Origin of the sequence: Citrobacter arsenatis, assembly GCF_004353845.1 — a bacterium.
Classification (GTDB): Bacteria; Pseudomonadota; Gammaproteobacteria; order Enterobacterales; family Enterobacteriaceae; genus Citrobacter; species Citrobacter arsenatis.
This window is the reverse complement of the sequence record NZ_CP037864.1, coordinates 1,224,681-1,241,302: the sequence shown is the minus strand read 5'-3', so window position 1 is coordinate 1,241,302 and position 16,622 is coordinate 1,224,681. Positions and strand designations below refer to the sequence as shown.

Annotated in this window: 16 protein-coding genes; 4 read left to right on the top strand and 12 right to left on the bottom strand. The window is 53.4% G+C overall.

Annotated features, from left to right (window positions below; translation table 11 throughout):
• Nucleotides 1-11 precede the first annotated feature (11 nt).
• From ribH to nrdR, 3 genes are all read right to left on the bottom strand, one after another.
• A complete protein-coding gene (gene ribH / locus E1B03_RS06785; RefSeq protein ID WP_003021575.1) occupies nucleotides 12-482 on the bottom strand; it encodes a 6,7-dimethyl-8-ribityllumazine synthase in 471 nt (156 codons plus the stop codon).
• Nucleotides 483-572: 90 nt separating this feature from the next.
• On the bottom strand, nucleotides 573-1,676 hold the full coding sequence (gene ribD, locus E1B03_RS06780; RefSeq protein WP_133085902.1) for a bifunctional diaminohydroxyphosphoribosylaminopyrimidine deaminase/5-amino-6-(5-phosphoribosylamino)uracil reductase RibD: 1,104 nt from the start codon (nucleotides 1,674-1,676) through the stop codon (nucleotides 573-575).
• Between the two features lie 3 nt (nucleotides 1,677-1,679).
• Nucleotides 1,680-2,129 carry a transcriptional regulator NrdR gene (nrdR, locus tag E1B03_RS06775; RefSeq protein ID WP_103771102.1) on the bottom strand — a complete coding sequence of 150 codons (450 nt, stop codon included), beginning with the start codon at nucleotides 2,127-2,129 and terminating at the stop codon, nucleotides 1,680-1,682.
• Nucleotides 2,130-2,283: 154 nt separating this feature from the next.
• On the opposite strand from nrdR, the gene E1B03_RS06770 reads away from it, so the two are divergent.
• Both E1B03_RS06770 and E1B03_RS06765 read left to right on the top strand, forming a co-directional pair.
• Nucleotides 2,284-2,823 (top strand): SadB/YajI family lipoprotein, encoded by a 540-nt coding sequence (locus E1B03_RS06770; protein ID WP_103771101.1) that lies wholly within the window; start codon nucleotides 2,284-2,286, stop codon nucleotides 2,821-2,823.
• A 422-nt stretch (nucleotides 2,824-3,245) separates the two neighbouring features.
• Nucleotides 3,246-4,109 (top strand): nucleoside-specific channel-forming protein Tsx, encoded by an 864-nt coding sequence (locus E1B03_RS06765; protein ID WP_003021561.1) that lies wholly within the window; start codon nucleotides 3,246-3,248, stop codon nucleotides 4,107-4,109.
• Between the two features lie 45 nt (nucleotides 4,110-4,154).
• Here E1B03_RS06765 and E1B03_RS06760 read toward each other — a convergent pair whose 3' ends face one another.
• The 7 genes from E1B03_RS06760 to queA form a co-directional block, all read right to left on the bottom strand.
• Nucleotides 4,155-4,847, bottom strand: coding sequence for a helix-turn-helix transcriptional regulator (locus tag E1B03_RS06760; RefSeq protein ID WP_103771100.1), 693 nt, complete (start codon nucleotides 4,845-4,847; stop codon nucleotides 4,155-4,157).
• Nucleotides 4,848-4,870: 23 nt separating this feature from the next.
• The gene (locus E1B03_RS06755; protein ID WP_103771099.1) at nucleotides 4,871-5,236 is read right to left on the bottom strand and encodes a VOC family protein; all 366 of its coding nucleotides are present in this window, start codon (nucleotides 5,234-5,236) and stop codon (nucleotides 4,871-4,873) included.
• Nucleotides 5,237-5,404: 168 nt separating this feature from the next.
• Entirely contained in the window at nucleotides 5,405-6,376 is a 972-nt protein-coding gene (secF, locus tag E1B03_RS06750) for a protein translocase subunit SecF (protein ID WP_038638190.1), read from the bottom strand.
• A 10-nt stretch (nucleotides 6,377-6,386) separates the two neighbouring features.
• The gene (gene secD / locus E1B03_RS06745) at nucleotides 6,387-8,234 is read right to left on the bottom strand and encodes a protein translocase subunit SecD (RefSeq protein WP_003021547.1); all 1,848 of its coding nucleotides are present in this window, start codon (nucleotides 8,232-8,234) and stop codon (nucleotides 6,387-6,389) included.
• 27 nt (nucleotides 8,235-8,261) lie between these two features.
• Entirely contained in the window at nucleotides 8,262-8,594 is a 333-nt protein-coding gene (gene yajC / locus E1B03_RS06740) for a preprotein translocase subunit YajC (RefSeq protein ID WP_003021544.1), read from the bottom strand.
• Between the two features lie 22 nt (nucleotides 8,595-8,616).
• Nucleotides 8,617-9,744 carry a tRNA guanosine(34) transglycosylase Tgt gene (gene tgt / locus E1B03_RS06735; protein WP_103771098.1) on the bottom strand — a complete coding sequence of 376 codons (1,128 nt, stop codon included), beginning with the start codon at nucleotides 9,742-9,744 and terminating at the stop codon, nucleotides 8,617-8,619.
• 208 nt (nucleotides 9,745-9,952) lie between these two features.
• Complete coding sequence (gene queA / locus E1B03_RS06725) at nucleotides 9,953-11,017, bottom strand: tRNA preQ1(34) S-adenosylmethionine ribosyltransferase-isomerase QueA (RefSeq protein ID WP_133085899.1); 1,065 nt, start codon at nucleotides 11,015-11,017, stop codon at nucleotides 9,953-9,955.
• 90 nt (nucleotides 11,018-11,107) lie between these two features.
• Here queA and acpH point away from each other — a divergent pair, with 90 nt between their 5' ends.
• Nucleotides 11,108-11,689, top strand: coding sequence for an ACP phosphodiesterase (acpH, locus tag E1B03_RS06720; RefSeq protein WP_079938390.1), 582 nt, complete (start codon nucleotides 11,108-11,110; stop codon nucleotides 11,687-11,689).
• A 168-nt stretch (nucleotides 11,690-11,857) separates the two neighbouring features.
• A complete protein-coding gene (locus E1B03_RS06715; RefSeq protein ID WP_003021524.1) occupies nucleotides 11,858-12,460 on the top strand; it encodes a peroxiredoxin in 603 nt (200 codons plus the stop codon).
• A gap of 48 nt (nucleotides 12,461-12,508) precedes the next feature.
• Here E1B03_RS06715 and E1B03_RS06710 read toward each other — a convergent pair whose 3' ends face one another.
• Together E1B03_RS06710 and E1B03_RS06705 are read right to left on the bottom strand one after the other, a co-directional pair.
• A complete protein-coding gene (locus E1B03_RS06710) occupies nucleotides 12,509-13,906 on the bottom strand; it encodes a DUF3999 domain-containing protein (RefSeq protein ID WP_133085898.1) in 1,398 nt (465 codons plus the stop codon).
• Nucleotides 13,903-16,560: a DUF2339 domain-containing protein gene (locus E1B03_RS06705; protein WP_133085897.1), complete on the bottom strand. Its 2,658-nt coding sequence runs from the start codon at nucleotides 16,558-16,560 to the stop codon at nucleotides 13,903-13,905. Before E1B03_RS06705 ends, E1B03_RS06710 begins: the two co-directional genes overlap by 4 nt.
• Between the last annotated feature and the right edge of the window lie 62 nt (nucleotides 16,561-16,622).

Here is a 16,622-nt window from a genome sequence, read left to right as displayed (position 1 = left end):
CCTTACAAAAATCAGGCCTTGATGGCTTTCAATACATTAATCATTTCAAGCGCAGTCAGTGCAGCTTCTGCGCCTTTGTTGCCAGCTTTAGTGCCAGCACGTTCGATGGCTTGTTCAATACTTTCGGTGGTCAGAACACCGAAGGCTACCGGAATGCCGCTGTCCTGAGCGACATGCGCCAGGCCATTGCTTGCACCGCCAGCCACATATTCGAAGTGCGCGGTACCGCCACGGATCACCGTACCTAACGCAATCACCGCGTCGTATTTACCGGTTTTTGCCAGTGCGTCAGCCGCCAGCGGCAGCTCATATGCACCAGGAACCCAAACAACGGTAATATTTTCATCTTTAACCTGACCAATACGTTTCAGGGCGTCGATAGCACCTTCCAGCAGGCTGTCATTGATAAAGTTGTTGAAACGCGCAATGGTGATGGCGACGCGAGCGTCCGGGGTAGCAACGTTAGCTTCAATAATGTTCATATTCTTCCTTCGGGTTCGATTTATGGCCCCGTAAGGGGGGCGGATTTTATCATAATATTCTGTGCGCTGCTTCCTCTAAATCAGAAAGCCTCACGCAGTCGTTAAATGCAGGCAAACGTCCGGGCCCACCTGGCGTATCTCATTGAATTTGAAATGGGGTGCGTCAGCCAGTTTCTCAAGGCCTGGCAGCACACATAATCCTCGTGCATCGCTGCCTAACAGTTTAGGCGCAACATACACGATTAGCTCATCAACCAAACCGGCCTGTAATAACGCGCCCGCAAGCGTAGGGCCAGCTTCAACCCAAATGCTGTTAATTTGCTGTTTACCCAGTTGCATCATCAGCACCACCAGATCCAGATGCCCGTTATGTTCCGGCACCTTCAGGCTGCGCACCGTCTCCGGCCAGCTACGAGGGTCGTCTTCAGTCCGCACAATCCAGGTTTCTCCTGGCTGTTGCACAATACGGTGCTCCGGCGTGACCTGATTCTGGCTATCAAGAACAATGCGGATTGGCTGGCGCAGATTTTCCTGCGGATAACTCGCCTGGGTTGACTCCCCAAGCTCTGACCAGCGTACGGTAAGCTGAGGATCGTCGGCCAGCACCGTCGCGCTGCTGGTTAAGATCGCATGACTTTGCGCCCGTAGCCGTTGCACGTCGCGACGCGCGTGCGGAGAGGTTATCCACTGGCTTTCACCGCTCGCCATCGCCGTACGCCCATCAAGCGATGCGCCAAGCTTAAGCTGCAGATACGGGAATCCGGTACGCATGCGCTTGAGAAAACCTTTATTAAGCTGCTCAACTTCGCTCATCATCAGCCCGTGGCTGACGTCAATGCCCGCCTGCTGCAAACGGTAGAGGCCACGGCCTGCTACCTGTGGATTGGGATCCTGCATCGCCGCAACCACACGCGTCACGCCCGCGGCAATCAACGCATCGCAGCATGGCGGCGTGCGACCGTGATGGCTGCAGGGTTCAAGCGTGACATAGGCGGTTGCCCCTTGCGCTTTTTCTCCAGCCATCCTTAATGCATGGACTTCAGCATGCGGTTCGCCAGCACGGTGATGATACCCTTCACCGACGATCTCCCCATCTTTCACAATCACGCAGCCCACGTTGGGATTAGGGTGAGTGGTAAAACGTCCGCGCGCAGCAAGCTTCAGCGCGCGCGCCATGTACAATTCATCCTGCATGGCTTAGTCCTGTAGGCGAGCAATCTCTTCGCCAAATTCTTTGATATCTTCGAAACTCCGGTAAACCGAGGCAAAGCGGATGTAGGCGACTTTATCGAGCTTTTTCAACTGCTCCATCACCAGGTTGCCGATCATCTTGCTAGGTACCTCACGCTCGCCAGTCGCACGCAGTTGTGATTTGATATGGTTCAACGCCATTTCGACGTCATCTGCGCTAACCGGGCGTTTCTCAAGCGCTCTGAGCATGCCGCTGCGCAGCTTATCTTCATTAAAGGGTTCACGCACATCGTTGCTTTTCACAACGCGCGGCATGACAAGTTCAGCCACTTCAAAAGTGGTGAAACGTTCGTTACAGACCAGACACTGCCGACGGCGGCGTACTGAGGAGCCCTCGCCTACAAGACGAGAGTCAATTACCTTAGTGTCTACGGCGAAACAGAATGGGCAATGCATACGGCGTCCTGTACCTCAGTGGTTAACAGAAATCTATTTTACCCTGAACTGGCGTGACAACAAAGGCGCAGCGCTTTTGAGACAAAGGATCGATGCCTTCGTGCTCAGTGCGCACTACCATTATGCTATCGCGACAATGAAGGAAGTAATCACAATGACAAGACGTTACCTAAGAATTCTCCTGGTGGGAAGTCTCTTTAGTCTTAGCGCCTGCGCACAGCAAAGCGAAGTACGCCAGATGCATCAAAGCGTTAGCACGCTAAATAAAGAGATGACGCAGCTTAATCAGGAAACGGTAAAAATTACACAACAAAATATGTTGAATGCTAAATCAACCAGCGGTGTCTATCTGTTGCCGGGGTCCAAAACCCCAGCACGGCTGGAAAGCCAGATTGGCACGCTACGCATGTCGCTGGTCAATATTGCGCCAAACGCCGACGGCACGCGCCTGACGCTGCGGATTCAGGGTGAATCCAACACGCCGTTACCTGCCTTTAGCGCCACCGTTGAGTACGGACAAATTCAGGGCACCACGGACAACTATCAGGAAGTGAACGTTCACAACCAATTGATCAACGCCCCGGCAAGTATTCTTGCCCCCAGCGACGTAGACATTCCGCTGCAGATAAGTGGCCTCACTCCTGACCAGTTAGGATTTGTTCGCATCCACGACGTTCAGCCTGTTAGCCAATAAACTTTTTTGCGGAACGTTTTGTGCGTTCCGCAACATCATGCCGCCTCATTTTGTTACTCCCCTGACATAACCGATATTTCTGTTAAAACTTGGCAACATTCATGTGAGCCAGTACAATTCGCCGCCTAAAGTACGCAAACGTGAACGCAATCGATTACGTAAATGATAGAACTGTGAAACAAGACATATTTTTGTGAACAATGATTTTTATAATAGGCTCCGAAGAAACACGAAATATTTCTACACAAAATCATGCAAGACGCATCGAGGCGGCAACTGCGTGAATCCTCGGAGCTTACATCAGTAAGTGACAGGGGTGAGCAAAGGCAGCCAACAAAGAGGCGGCTTGAAGGATGAAGTGTATAGAAACGCAAATTGCGCATTTTTCTATCCCGAAAGGGATTTCAAACAGTGGCATACATATGAAAAAAACATTACTTGCAGCCGGTGCAGTGCTGGCGCTCTCCTCGTCTTTTACTGCCAACGCAGCAGAAAATGACAAACCGCAATATCTGTCCGACTGGTGGCACCAGAGTGTCAACGTGGTAGGTAGCTACCACACCCGTTTCTCTCCGAAACTGAACAACGACGTGTATCTGGAATACGAAGCGTTTGCCAAAAAAGACTGGTTTGACTTCTATGGCTACATCGATATTCCGAAAACCTTCGACTGGGGTAACGGCAACGATAAAGGCATCTGGTCTGATGGTTCTCCGCTGTTTATGGAAATCGAACCGCGTTTCTCCATCGACAAACTGACCGGTGCTGACCTGAGCTTTGGTCCGTTCAAAGAATGGTATTTCGCCAACAACTACATCTACGATATGGGTGACAACAAAGCCAGCCGCCAGAGCACCTGGTATATGGGTCTGGGTACCGATATCGATACCGGTCTGCCGATGGGCCTGTCCCTGAACGTGTATGCTAAATACCAGTGGCAGAACTATGGCGCATCCAACGAAAACGAGTGGGATGGCTACCGTTTCAAAGTGAAATACTTTGTGCCGATCACCCAGGTTTGGGGCGGTCAGTTGACCTACATCGGCTTCACCAACTTCGACTGGGGCTCAGATTTGGGTGATGACCCGAACCGCACCAGCAACTCTATCGCTTCCAGCCACGTCCTGGCGCTGAACTACGATCACTGGCACTACTCCGTAGTAGCGCGTTACTTCCATAACGGCGGCCAGTGGAAAGGTGGAGATACTCTGAACTGGGGCGAAGGCGACTTCAGCGCGAAATCTACCGGTTGGGGTGGTTACCTGGTCGTAGGTTACAACTTCTAATCCAGACGATTTATCGTAGACAAGCCAGCTTAAACGCTGGCTTTTTTATGGCTGATCTTCGCAGCGTACTTTACGTAAAAAGTCACTTAGCGAGCGATCCGCCGATTCGCGAAAGTGCCTGTTGAGAGGCGTGATCTTCAGACATCGATCAACGCGAAAACAGCGATAATCGTCACGCTTCTCGCACCAGGCAACCAGCAGCCAGTGTTCGCCCCAGAAAAACAAGCCCAGCGGCTGAACGTCGCGCCAGGAGAGGTTCCCGGACTCATCGCGATAATGCAGCGCCAGCGTCTGCTGCGCCGAAACCGCACGATGAATGAGATCGAACCCACTACGGGAATGCGGCTGATTACCAAAATCTGGCGCAAAAATCCGCGTTTGCTCGGCCCTGCGCCGACTCTCTGGCGGCAATATCGCCAGCACTTTTTCCTGCGCGGATTCCAGCGCTTGTGAGAGTGAATCCCCGCCCCATGTTTTCAACAGCCGAATCGCTACCATCAATGCTTCTGATTCGTGATGCGTTAACATCAACGGTGGCAGATCAAACCCGGCCATTAAGCGGTATCCGCTGCCCACTTCGCCTTCAATGGGCACACCGGATAAAGAGAGATCGCGGATATCGCGATAAATCGTCCGTTCAGAAACCTCAAGACGTTCTGCCAGCAGCGCCGCCGTTGTTACTCGCCTGCCACGCAGGATTTGTACAATCTGAAACAAGCGGTCGGCGCGTCGGGTCATTTTAATCCTCAGTCCTGAAAATATTACGCGGGTTGATGTAAGCCAACACGATTGCCTTCGCTGTCAGTAAATAGCGCAATCGTACCAATGTCCTGCCCCAGTTCGAGTGGGCCAAACACACACTGACCGCCAGCAGTAGCGACGCGTTCAAGCGTTGCCACTAAATTGTCCGTATGCAAATAAATAATAGCGCCCTGCGCTGAAGGCGTAATACCGTCAAACTTAGCCAGCGCCCCGCCGGGTGCGGGATCCTGATGCGGAAATACGGCCAGCTCGGCGCAGTCCATATTCTCACGACGCAAAGAAACCTGCATCACTGGCTCATAAAAAGCGATAGCGCGATCCATTTGTGCCACGGGGATTTCAAACCAGTTAATTACGTTGTTCATACTTCCTCCTGCCTGTGTGGGTAATCTCAGAAGGACTATAAGACAGGGCTACTGACAGCATACTGTCAGTAGTGTGATGACAGAAAAAGATAATGGCCTGCCGCTAAATCACAGGCAAAAAAAATCCCGACCTTACGATCGGGATTCCAGTATCTTCACTCTTAATGGTTAAGGCAGAATCGACGGTTGATCCGCCCCTTCTTTCTCGACCTTCTGCTGCAGCATGTGCTCACGCTTCATACCCAGCTTCAGCGCCAGCGCCGATGCTACGTAGATAGAAGACGCAGTACCGATGGAAACACCGATCAGCATCGTCAGCGAGAAGCCTTCCAGTACCGGACCACCGAACAGGAACAGCATCAGAATAACCATCAACGTTGTACCGGACGTAATCAACGTACGGTGCAGCGTTTGAGTCAGTGACACGTTAAAGATTTCGTAAGGCGTACCGCGACGAATTTTGCGGAAGTTTTCACGAATACGGTCAGATACAACGATACTGTCGTTCAGCGAGTAACCGATTACCGACATCAGTGATGCGACGATAGTCAGGTCAATCTCGATATGGAACAACGACAGGATCCCAAGTGTGATAATCACGTCGTGCGCCAGCGCGATAACTACCCCTGCTGCCAGTCGCCACTCAAAGCGGAAACCGACGTACACCAGGATGGAGATCAGCGCCGCCATCAGCGCCATTGCACCGGTTTGTGCCAGGTCTGCACCCACGCTCGGACCCACGAATTCAATTCGCTTCACCGCTGCGTTTTGGTTGGTGGATTCGTTAATCACACTCAACACTTTGCTACCCAGCACCTGACCGCCGTCTGCACCTTCAGTTGGCGGCATACGTACCATAATGTCGTGACTGCTGCCGAAGTTCTGCAGCAGCGGATCAACGAAGCCCGCTTTCTCCAGCGCATCGCGCATCACGTCCATTTCCGCTGGTTTTTCCAGCGTGATTTCAATGACCGTACCACCAGTGAAATCGAGACCCCAGTTAAAGCCGCGCACGCCCATAATCACGATGGCCGCGATCAGCAGAAAACCTGAAATGCCGAAAGCCCAGTAGTCCCAGCGCATAAAGTCCCAGACTTTACGGCCGTGGTTCAATTGTTCAACAGTATATTCCTGTGCCACTTCGCACTCCTCAGATTGACAGCTTTTTGACGCGCTTGCCGCCATACAACAGGTTTACGATGGCACGTGTACCGACAATTGCGGTAAACATCGACGTCGCTACCCCAATACCGGTAGTAATCGCGAACCCTTTAATTGCCCCGGTGCCGACTGCGTACAGGATAATGACCTTAATCAGCGTCGTAATGTTCGCATCAAAGATGGAGCTAAATGCGCCCGCATAACCTTCATTGATGGCCTGCTGCACCGAACGCCCGTTACTCAACTCTTCTTTGATACGTTCGTTGATCAGTACGTTCGCATCGACCGCGACAGCAAGGGTTAAGACGATCCCCGCAATCCCCGGCATACTCAGCGTAGCACCCGGCAGCAATGACATGATACCGACAATCAGCACCAGGTTAGCAATCAGCGCGCTGGTCGCAATCAGACCGAACTTCTTATAGAAGAAGATCATGAACAGGATAGACACCACCAGACCGGCCAGACATGCTTCCAGACCCTGTTTAATGTTCTGCATACCCAGGGTTGGGCCGATGGTACGTTCTTCAACAATCTGAATCGGCGCAATCAACGCACCGGCACGTAACAGCAGAGAAAGCTGACGCGCTTCGTTCGGGTTGTTGATACCGGTGATACGGAAGCTGTTGCCCAGGCGAGACTGAATGTTGGCGATGTTAATCACCTCTTCCTGTTTCACCAGCACTGCGCGACCGTTGGCATCTTTCTTACCGCTGTCTTTGTACTCCACGAACAGGGTCGCCATCGGCTTACCGATATTGTCCTTGGTGAAGTTGGACATGATGTTACCACCCGCGCTATCCAGCGAGATGTTAACCTGCGGCTGATTATATTCGTCCTGGCTGGAAGTGGAGTCGGTGATGTGGTCACCGGTCAGGATCACGCGTTTATACAGCACAACCGGCTGACCTTCACGAGACTGTTTCACTTCGGAATCACCCGGAACACGCCCGGATGCCGCAGCAGACTGGTCAACGTTGGTATTTACCAGACGGAACTCCAGCGTCGCGGTTGCGCCCAGAATTTCTTTCGCCCGTGCAGTATCCTGAATACCCGGCAGTTCGACCACAATGCGGTCAGCACCCTGACGTTGTACCACCGGCTCAGCAACACCCAGTTGGTTAACACGATTACGCAGAATGTTGATGTTCTGCTGTACCGCGTATTCACGGGCTTCGCTCAGGCGCGCATCGGTCATTACCGCACGCAGAGCATTGCTGCCCTGGCTGGAAATAACCAGATCCTGGTGGCGCTTGCTCAGGTAAGAGATAGCTTCATCACGGGCGCTGCTATCACGGAAAGTGATGCTCAGACCGTAGTTATCTTCTTTGCGAACGGTAGTGTAAGGAATGCCTTTTTCACGCAGATCGCTGCGCAGGCTATCGATATTTTGTTCCTGCAACTTACTCAGCGCGGTGTCCATATCCACTTCCATCAGGAAGTGAACGCCGCCACGCAGGTCAAGACCGAGTTTCATCGGTTCTGCGTGAATGGCTGCCAGCCAGCGCGGGGTTGCCGGAGCAAGGTTAAGCGCCACGACGTACTGATCGCCCAGTACGCCCATTAACACTTCACGTGCGCGCAGTTGGGTATCAGTGGAGTCAAAGCGCGCGAGAATAGCACCCTCTTCCAGAGCCACAGACTTAGGTGTGATTTTATCTTCTTGTAACGTTTTCTGGACCTGGATCAGCGTTTGCTCACTGGCGGCGGCACCGCGCACGCCAGTGATTTGAACAGCCGGATCCTCACCATACAGGTTGGGAAGCGCATAGAGCAGACCGACGACAATAACGACGATCAGCATGACATACTTCCACAAAGGATAACGGTTTAACACGGCAGTTCCCTTTGGGAAAACAATAAATTACAGCGCCTTCATGGTGCCTTTCGGCAGAACGGCAGCTACGAAATCACGTTTAATAACCACTTCAGTGGTGTCGTTCAGCGCGATAGCGATGTAGCCAGATTCTGCTACTTTGGTCACGCGACCCACCAGACCACCGTTAGTCAGCACTTCATCGCCTTTCGCAATGGAGTTCATCAGATTTTTGTGTTCTTTGGTGCGCTTTTGCTGCGGACGCAGGATCATGAAGTAGAAAATCAGACCAAACACCACCAGCATCAGAATCAGAGACATCGGGCTGCCCTGCGCCGGAGCACCTGTTGCCGCTACCGCATCAGAAATAAAAAAGCTCATTCAAATTCCCTCATTATTAAAATTAATCAACGTTCACAGGTGGAACTGGTCTACCCTGACGTTGGTAAAAATCGGTCACGAAGCTCTCTAATTTACCCTCTTCAATAGCCTTGCGTAAACCCGCCATCAAACGCTGGTAGTAGCGAAGGTTATGAATCGTGTTGAGACGCGCGCCCAATATTTCGTTGCAACGGTCGAGATGATGCAAGTAAGCGCGCGAATAATTGCGACAGGTGTAGCAATCACACTCAGAATCGAGCGGACTGGTGTCGCTTTTATGTTTCGCGTTACGAATTTTTACCACGCCGTCAGTCACAAACAAATGACCATTACGGGCATTTCGCGTTGGCATCACGCAGTCAAACATATCGATACCACGACGCACGCCTTCAACCAGATCTTCTGGTTTGCCAACGCCCATCAGGTAACGCGGTTTATCTGCCGGAATCTGTGGGCATACATGCTCCAGGATGCGGTGCATATCTTCCTTTGGCTCACCGACAGCCAAACCGCCGACAGCGTAGCCATCAAAGCCGATATCTACCAGACCTTTAACAGAGATATCACGTAAATCTTCGTAAACGCTGCCCTGAATGATGCCAAAAAGCGCATTTTTATTGCCGAGACTATCAAAACGGTCGCGACTGCGCTTCGCCCAACGCAGAGACATCTCCATCGAGCGTTTAGCATAGTCCCAGTCAGCCGGATACGGTGTACATTCGTCGAAGATCATCACGATATCGGAACCGAGATCGTATTGAATCTCCATCGACTTCTCGGGATCGAGGAAAATCGGATCGCCGTTGATCGGGTTACGGAAGTGCACGCCTTGCTCGGTTATCTTACGGATATCGCCCAAGCTGAACACCTGGAAGCCGCCTGAATCGGTGAGGATCGGCCCTTTCCACTGCATGAAATCGTGCAGATCGCCGTGCAATTTCATGATTTCCTGGCCCGGGCGCAGCCACAAATGGAAGGTATTGCCGAGGATGATCTGTGCGCCGGTCGCTTCAACTTCTTCCGGCGTCATACCCTTAACAGTGCCGTAGGTACCGACCGGCATAAAGGCAGGCGTTTCTACTACGCCACGATCAAAAACCAGGCGGCCGCGGCGAGCGCGACCGTCTGTGGTATCCAGTTCAAATTTCATTTTTTCTCCTGCATCAGAGAGACAGTCTGATGATTAAACTTTCCCCACGGAATCACTCCACGGAGTAAAAATATATTGACCCACTGGCGAAGGCGCAATCGGCGCAGCCAGTTTGAGGGCGGCCAGCGCGCAGCCACCGGAACGTACACGCAGTACGTGAGGATGGCGAGCACTGCCCAACATCAAAATGGCAAGTGAGATAGCCTTCTCACGGTCGCTCAGAAATAGCCTGCGGATTGTACGTGATAAACATCGCATCACCGTAACTAAAAAAGCGATATTCCGCTTTTACCGCTTCATGATAGGCGTGCATGGTGTTTTTATAACCAGCAAACGCGGAAACCAGCATGATCAGCGTCGATTCCGGCAGGTGGAAGTTGGTTACCAGGGCATCAATCACCTGATATTTATAGCCTGGATAAATGAATATTTGCGTATCACCGAAGAACGGCTCGATAAGGTCGTTTTTGGCAGCCTTCGCTGCGCTTTCCAGTGAACGAACGGAGGTGGTGCCCACCGCAATCACGCGGTTGCCGCGCGCTTTCGCCGCCAGCACCGCGTCCACCACATCCTGCGGCACTTCTGCATATTCAGAGTGCATAATGTGGTCTTCGATGGTGTCTACGCGCACCGGCTGGAAAGTACCCGCGCCGACGTGCAGCGTAACAAACGCCATTTCAATGCCTTTATCGCGCAGCTTAGCCAGCAGCGGATCGTCAAAGTGCAACCCCGCAGTCGGCGCGGCGACGGCGCCCGGTTTTTCGCTATACACGGTCTGGTAAAGCTCGCGGTCGGCGTCTTCATCGGGACGGTCGATATACGGCGGCAACGGCATATGGCCGATGGCGTTGAGGATATCCAGCACGCTGCGTTCGTCGTTAAACTCCACTTCAAACAGCGCGTCATGGCGGGCGACCATCGTCGCGTTAATATTTTCGTCGTCGCCCAGCAGCAGCTCAGCGCCCGGCTTCGGCGCTTTAGATGCGCGGATATGTGCCAGAATACGTTTGTCATCCAGCATACGCTCAACCAGCACTTCAATCTTGCCGCCGCTGGCTTTACGGCCAAACAGACGCGCCGGGATCACGCGAGTGTTGTTAAAGACCAGTAAATCTCCAGGGTTGAGCTTATCGAGCAGATCGGTGAAAGTACCGTGCGTCAGCGCGCCCGTCGGCCCGTCCAAAGACAGCAAGCGGCAGCTACTGCGCTCAGCTTGCGGATAGTGGGCAATCAGGGATTCGGGTAGTTCAAAGGTGAAATCGGTAACGCGCATGACACTGACTCAGACTAAAATAAGAGGCGGGTAGTCTAGTGCCGGGGCGTTCTCCCTGCAACCTTTACCCCTCTGGATAAACGTTTAACTATGAATTTTCTTGCACATTTGCATCTCGCTCATCTTGCCGACAGCTCGCTTTCCGGTAATTTGCTGGCCGATTTTGTCCGGGGTAATCCGGAAACGCACTATTCGCCTGACGTGGTGGAAGGCATCTTCATGCACCGTCGTATCGACGTGATGACCGATAACCTGCCGCAGGTGCGTGAAGCCAAAGAGTGGTTTCGTAGCGAAACGCGCCGCGTCGCTCCGATTACGCTGGACGTCATGTGGGATCATTTTCTGTCGCGCCACTGGTCGGAAATTTCCCCTGACTTCCCGCTGACGGAGTTTGTGCGCTATGCCCGCACCCAGGTAACGACTATTTTGCCGGAATCGCCGCCGCGCTTTATCAATCTGAACAACTATATATGGTCAGAGAAATGGCTTGAGCGCTATCGGGACATGGATTTTATCCAGAACGTCCTGAACGGTATGGCCAGCCGCCGCCCACGGCTCGATGCCCTGCGCGACTCATGGTATGACCTCGATACCCATTACGATGCGTTAGAAGAACGTTTCTGGCAGTTTTATCCGCAAATGATGGAACTGGCGCGGCGTAAAACCCTTTGATTGCAGCCCGCATTCCCCGCCGGATAAGCAGTAGCCACCATCCGGCAAAAGATTGATAGACAAAACCTGTCTCATTGATTGCCAACGCCTCTTTGTCTTATTCCCGAACACTCTCTATACTGGCCCGCGTTGCGTTCCAAAAACCCCTTAACATTGCAGGAGAATTATATGGTACTGGTAACTCGTCAGGCTCCGGATTTCACAGCAGCTGCGGTACTGGGTAGCGGTGAGATCGTTGAAAACTTCAACTTCAAACAGCATACCAACGGTAAAACTACCGTTCTGTTCTTCTGGCCGATGGACTTCACCTTCGTTTGCCCGTCTGAACTGATCGCATTCGACAAGCGTTACGAAGAATTCCAGAAGCGCGGCGTTGAAGTTGTTGGCGTTTCCTTCGACTCTGAATTTGTCCACAACGCATGGCGTAACACCCCTGTCGACAAAGGCGGCATCGGTGCAGTGAAATACGCAATGGTTGCTGACATCAAACGCGAAATCCAGAAAGCCTACGGCATCGAGCACCCGGAAGCGGGCGTTGCTCTGCGCGGTTCTTTCCTGATCGACGCTAACGGCGTTGTTCGTCACCAGGTGGTTAACGATCTGCCGCTGGGTCGTAACATCGACGAAATGCTGCGTATGGTTGACGCGCTGCAGTTCCACGAAGAGCACGGCGACGTTTGCCCGGCACAGTGGGAAAAAGGTAAAGAAGGTATGAACGCGTCTCCGGACGGCGTGGCGAAATACCTGACCGAGAACGTTTCCAGCCTGTAATTGGCAAGAATCGTAAGAGGCCCGCAAATGCGGGCCTTTTTTATTGGTTTATGTCGGATTACCCTTTTTCACTTCTCGCCAGATTCTCCACGCCATCAGAGCCAGTACGGCAACGCCAAGTATCAACGTCCCCCACACCAACAGCGTTTTCCACTGGCTTTGTTGCTCAGCAACTGACGTTGCTGTTAGCCGCGCCTCGCCGCCCAGAATAGCCCGTTCATCCTCAAATGCCTGCGGCATTTTATCGGGATCGTTGTGTGTGCGTAACGCCTCCGGGATCAGCATCGCCAGACTGATGCTCGCGGGTTCCGCCGCTTTATTTCCCCATGCCAGGATAAACGGGCTTTGGCCTTGCGCGTTAAAAATCACTTTATAGCTGTCGCGCTCGCCTCTCAACACGGGTAAGGTGGCGGGCAAACGCGCCTGAAGCGTCGTCATCCGGACAGCCTCAACTAATTCACCGGAGAGCGGAATATTATCCGAATACTGATTTTCCAGATTGTAGAGAACCGTTCGGGTTAAAGGCTGCCAGGCCTCTTTTTCTGCCTTGCGCCATTCAAGCTCAACCGGCAACACGCCTTCGTTATCCAGTGAAATCTTTAATGAGGTCAACGGTTGCGGCCTGGACCATCGCCAAATCGCCTGGTTTTCGGCAATTTTCTCCACTTCAGCATCCATCGTAACAGGCCGGGTAAGCGAAGGTTCCTCACGGGTTATCGCACTCACGCCCCTTAGATTTAGCGCAGGACTTTGCGAATCAAGAATCAGCAGCAGCCAGGGGACGCCATCAGCGGACATTCGCAAATCATCAACGCCTAAGGTGTCCATTTTCAACCGGTCGTCGCTATGCGTCAGATCCATCAGCGGCGCATTTCCTGTAATCAACCTCCAGTCACGCAAATCACGGCTGTAATAAAGCGATGCCGTTCCCTGCCAGTTTTTCGCAGGCGCATCCCAGTTCAAACGCAACTGGGACAGCAATGGCGTCTCTTTCACATCGTCTGGCAAGGCGATTAAATAACTCTGCCCGATGGATTGCAGGTTTTGACTTTCGAAGCGAATTTCTATGCCGTTTTTAGAACGAAGCAGGACCGCGGGTCTTTCATCATCGTGCTTTGGCGTCACATTTTGCGTCGTCGAATCAAACGGGAAAAGGCGTAGAGGAATCGTTCTCGGCGACGTTGCCTGCGCTTTTTCTACCAGCAGAGTGAAAGGTACTACCTCGCCCTGACGGTTGAACACCCGGATATCACGTAAGTCCGGCCAGACCGCCTCGTGGTATACCGCTAAAGGCAGAGGGAGGCTATACCATTGCTCTGAACCCGGCGTTAAAAGCTTCACTCCCTTCGCGTAGTCTGCTGGTGCATCCGTAGCCGTATTACTGCCCCACGCTGCGCCGGTTGCTCCTAACAGAGCACTCCAGAGTACCGCTTTCATCCATTTCATTTTTCTTCTCCAGCTTTGGGCGGTAATGGTGAAAAATAGCCGATAATCAGCACCAGAATGGCCACGCCAATAAACGCGACCGCACGCGCCAGGCCACCGCCTACCGCGCTGTCCACCAGCATCAGTTTAACGATAACTATCCCCAACAAAACTGCGCCACACAGCCATTCCTGGCGCGAGCGACGCCGGGTCGCGCGCAGCATTACCACCAATGCCGCCAGCATCCAGAACAAAGCAAAACAGGTTTGAATCAGCAGCGAATCCCATAGCGCGTGGACATTCCACGCAACTTCGCCATACCAGGACAACGCGCGTAGCAGCAAACCATTAAGCCACCAAAAGCTGAGCGCCATCAGCGCCACAACCGGCCATGGGCGGCACACCGAAAGCTGCACCGGGAAATAGCGTTGAGAAACGCGATAAAACACCACCAGCCCCAGCAGGGCAAAAGCAGCGCCCTCTTCCAGCGGGTTGAGCAACGGCAGATACGTCTGACGATAAACCACGCCATCCTGTAAATTCGTCAGCACGAGCAGACCGACCAGCACCAGCGCAACGGGAACCATCGCCTGAACAGAATAGAGGGCCGGCCAGATGCGAAACGGCCAAAGCTTGCGATGAACAGCTTGATACACCAGGAAAATCAGCAGCCCGCCCGCCGCCATCATCAGGCCGCTTCCCCACGCAGCCCTCCCCCACGGCAGCGCCTGCGCGAACCAGAACAGCTCAGCCGCCAGCGCCAGTAAAATCATCCAGAAGAACGACAAATGCGCCAGCCGGGAAAGCATTGGCGGTAATATCTGCGCGTCACGCCAGAGCAGCGCCAGCGCAACAATTAACGCAGCACCCCAGGCCAGATTCGGCCAGCCCGCCGCAAAAATCTGCTGCAAAGAGATCTGATTCATCAACATCACCAGCATCATCGGCCACAGCAACCATTTACTGGCATCCAGCTCCCGCCATGCCAGCCAACCAGCAATCGTTCGCCAGCCCCAGACCGATACCGCCATTAATGCCAACACGCCAGACAGCACCCACCGATCCTGTTTCAGGATGAGTTGCGATGCCGCAACGAGTGCAATAATCCAGAAAAGCAAACCACCCGCGAGAAGCCCCCAACTGCCCTGTATCCGAATGTTGCGCCATAGCCACGCACCTGCCAGCCAGCTAAGACTAAGCACGGCAAATATCAGCATCACTGAGAGCGCAGTTGTGCCGTTCGACAGCGCCCATAGCGCGCTGCCCACGGCCAGTACGAGCAGCGCCGTACCGCTATAACTCATGCGTCGTTGCTGTTGTTGCACGCCCAACCAGAGGATGCCCAGTCCCTCCAGCGCCCAGGCCATCGCCGTCCAACGGGCTGAAAGTGCCAACGGGATAGCCAGGGTAGTAAATGCGCCACCGAGCGCCAGGGCAGCCAATACCAAAGGTCTCTCCAGCGAAGACGAACGCCGTAAAGCCAGCGTCGCCAACACCAGATAGAAACCACCGTAACCCAGCGCGCTGAGTGCCGGGCCATATGCCATATGCCGGGTAATGGCATACTGCATGCCAAAACCTACCAGCGGAGGAGCAAACAGCAGTACGCCGTCAATAATCTGTTTGCCTTTTTCCTGCGCCCGAAGCGACAGCGCCACGCTCAGTACGCCAAAAATAATGGTGTTGGCGATCAGGAACAGTTGGCAGCTCAGGTAATACTCAGGCCGATAGTCCTCCAGTCCCCACAAACCGCCAACGCCAAAGGTAAACAGCAAGCCGAGCAGATTCAGCTCCCGCCAGTGCTGCCAGATGCTGATGGCGAGAATACCGACCGACAGCAGTAGATAGAAAGAGAAGAGCGCGACATGACTGCCGCCGCCGGTGGAAAGCAGCAGCGGCGCGAGATAGCCGCCAAGGCTTGCCAGCATCGCCAGGCTAAGTGCCTTTTGCAAAATAGCCAGCCCCACGCTCGCCGCGCAAATCGCCACCAGCAGCGCAAATGCCAGCGTCATTGGCAGCATTTGCCATAGCCGGAATGCGCCAAAGACGGTGAGATAGAGTGCTCCTGTGGCCCCGCCCTGTAGGATCAGCGCATAGACCGGTTGCTTATGCCGCAACCGCCAGCCCAGCGCCAACAGGACAATAGCGAACAGTGCAGCCGCCACCAGGCGCAGCTCAAGCGGAAACAGAGAATGTTCGACGGTGTAACGCAGCAGGAAAGAAAGCCCCAGGAACAGGAGCAATATACCGAGCTTTGCCAACGGGTTGCCCTGCATAAACCAGCGCACCAGCGATGATATCACCCCGCCAAAAACAGAAGGCCGCTCAACGCTGGGCGTGGAAACCGCCGCTTTATCCGGCTTTTGCTGTGAAGACCACGGGTTAACGGGTTCAGACGTCGGCTCAGTGACAGGATTCGGGGCCACGCTACTAATCGCAGCCGTTGGCGCATCGGAAGGAATACTCTCTGTTGCAGGCTCTGGCTCAACGGCGGTGGTCTGTGCCACAGGCTCTGGCGCCACACCGCGCAGCTCAAGTTCCTCCACCCGACGGCGCAAGGCCATCAGTTCAGAACGCACCGCCGCACTGCGTCTGTATGCCGCAATCGCGAGGACTGGAACCACCACCAGCGCGAAGAATAAAACAATGCAGCCAAGAGTTAGCAGCTCATCCATGTTTCCACCTTCACTGTATAAAGACGGACCAGAATGACACAAATTGTTGCAGTTGGGCCATA

Excerpts from the sequence above, each read along its gene's own strand:
- E1B03_RS06770 (WP_103771101.1), top strand. The coding sequence starts at position 2,284 with ATGACAAGACGTTACCTAAGAATTCTCCTGGTGGGAAGTCTCTTTAGT.
- acpH (WP_079938390.1), top strand. The coding sequence starts at position 11,108 with ATGAATTTTCTTGCACATTTGCATCTCGCTCATCTTGCCGACAGCTCG.
- E1B03_RS06710 (WP_133085898.1), bottom strand. The coding sequence starts at position 13,906 with ATGAAATGGATGAAAGCGGTACTCTGGAGTGCTCTGTTAGGAGCAACC.
- nrdR (WP_103771102.1), bottom strand. The coding sequence starts at position 2,129 with ATGCATTGCCCATTCTGTTTCGCCGTAGACACTAAGGTAATTGACTCT.
- E1B03_RS06715 (WP_003021524.1), top strand. The coding sequence starts at position 11,858 with ATGGTACTGGTAACTCGTCAGGCTCCGGATTTCACAGCAGCTGCGGTA.
- tgt (WP_103771098.1), bottom strand. The coding sequence starts at position 9,744 with ATGAAATTTGAACTGGATACCACAGACGGTCGCGCTCGCCGCGGCCGC.
- E1B03_RS06705 (WP_133085897.1), bottom strand. The coding sequence starts at position 16,560 with ATGGATGAGCTGCTAACTCTTGGCTGCATTGTTTTATTCTTCGCGCTG.
- E1B03_RS06760 (WP_103771100.1), bottom strand. The coding sequence starts at position 4,847 with ATGACCCGACGCGCCGACCGCTTGTTTCAGATTGTACAAATCCTGCGT.
- E1B03_RS06765 (WP_003021561.1), top strand. The coding sequence starts at position 3,246 with ATGAAAAAAACATTACTTGCAGCCGGTGCAGTGCTGGCGCTCTCCTCG.
- ribH (WP_003021575.1), bottom strand. The coding sequence starts at position 482 with ATGAACATTATTGAAGCTAACGTTGCTACCCCGGACGCTCGCGTCGCC.
- queA (WP_133085899.1), bottom strand. The coding sequence starts at position 11,017 with ATGCGCGTTACCGATTTCACCTTTGAACTACCCGAATCCCTGATTGCC.
- E1B03_RS06755 (WP_103771099.1), bottom strand. The coding sequence starts at position 5,236 with ATGAACAACGTAATTAACTGGTTTGAAATCCCCGTGGCACAAATGGAT.
- yajC (WP_003021544.1), bottom strand. The coding sequence starts at position 8,594 with ATGAGCTTTTTTATTTCTGATGCGGTAGCGGCAACAGGTGCTCCGGCG.
- ribD (WP_133085902.1), bottom strand. The coding sequence starts at position 1,676 with ATGCAGGATGAATTGTACATGGCGCGCGCGCTGAAGCTTGCTGCGCGC.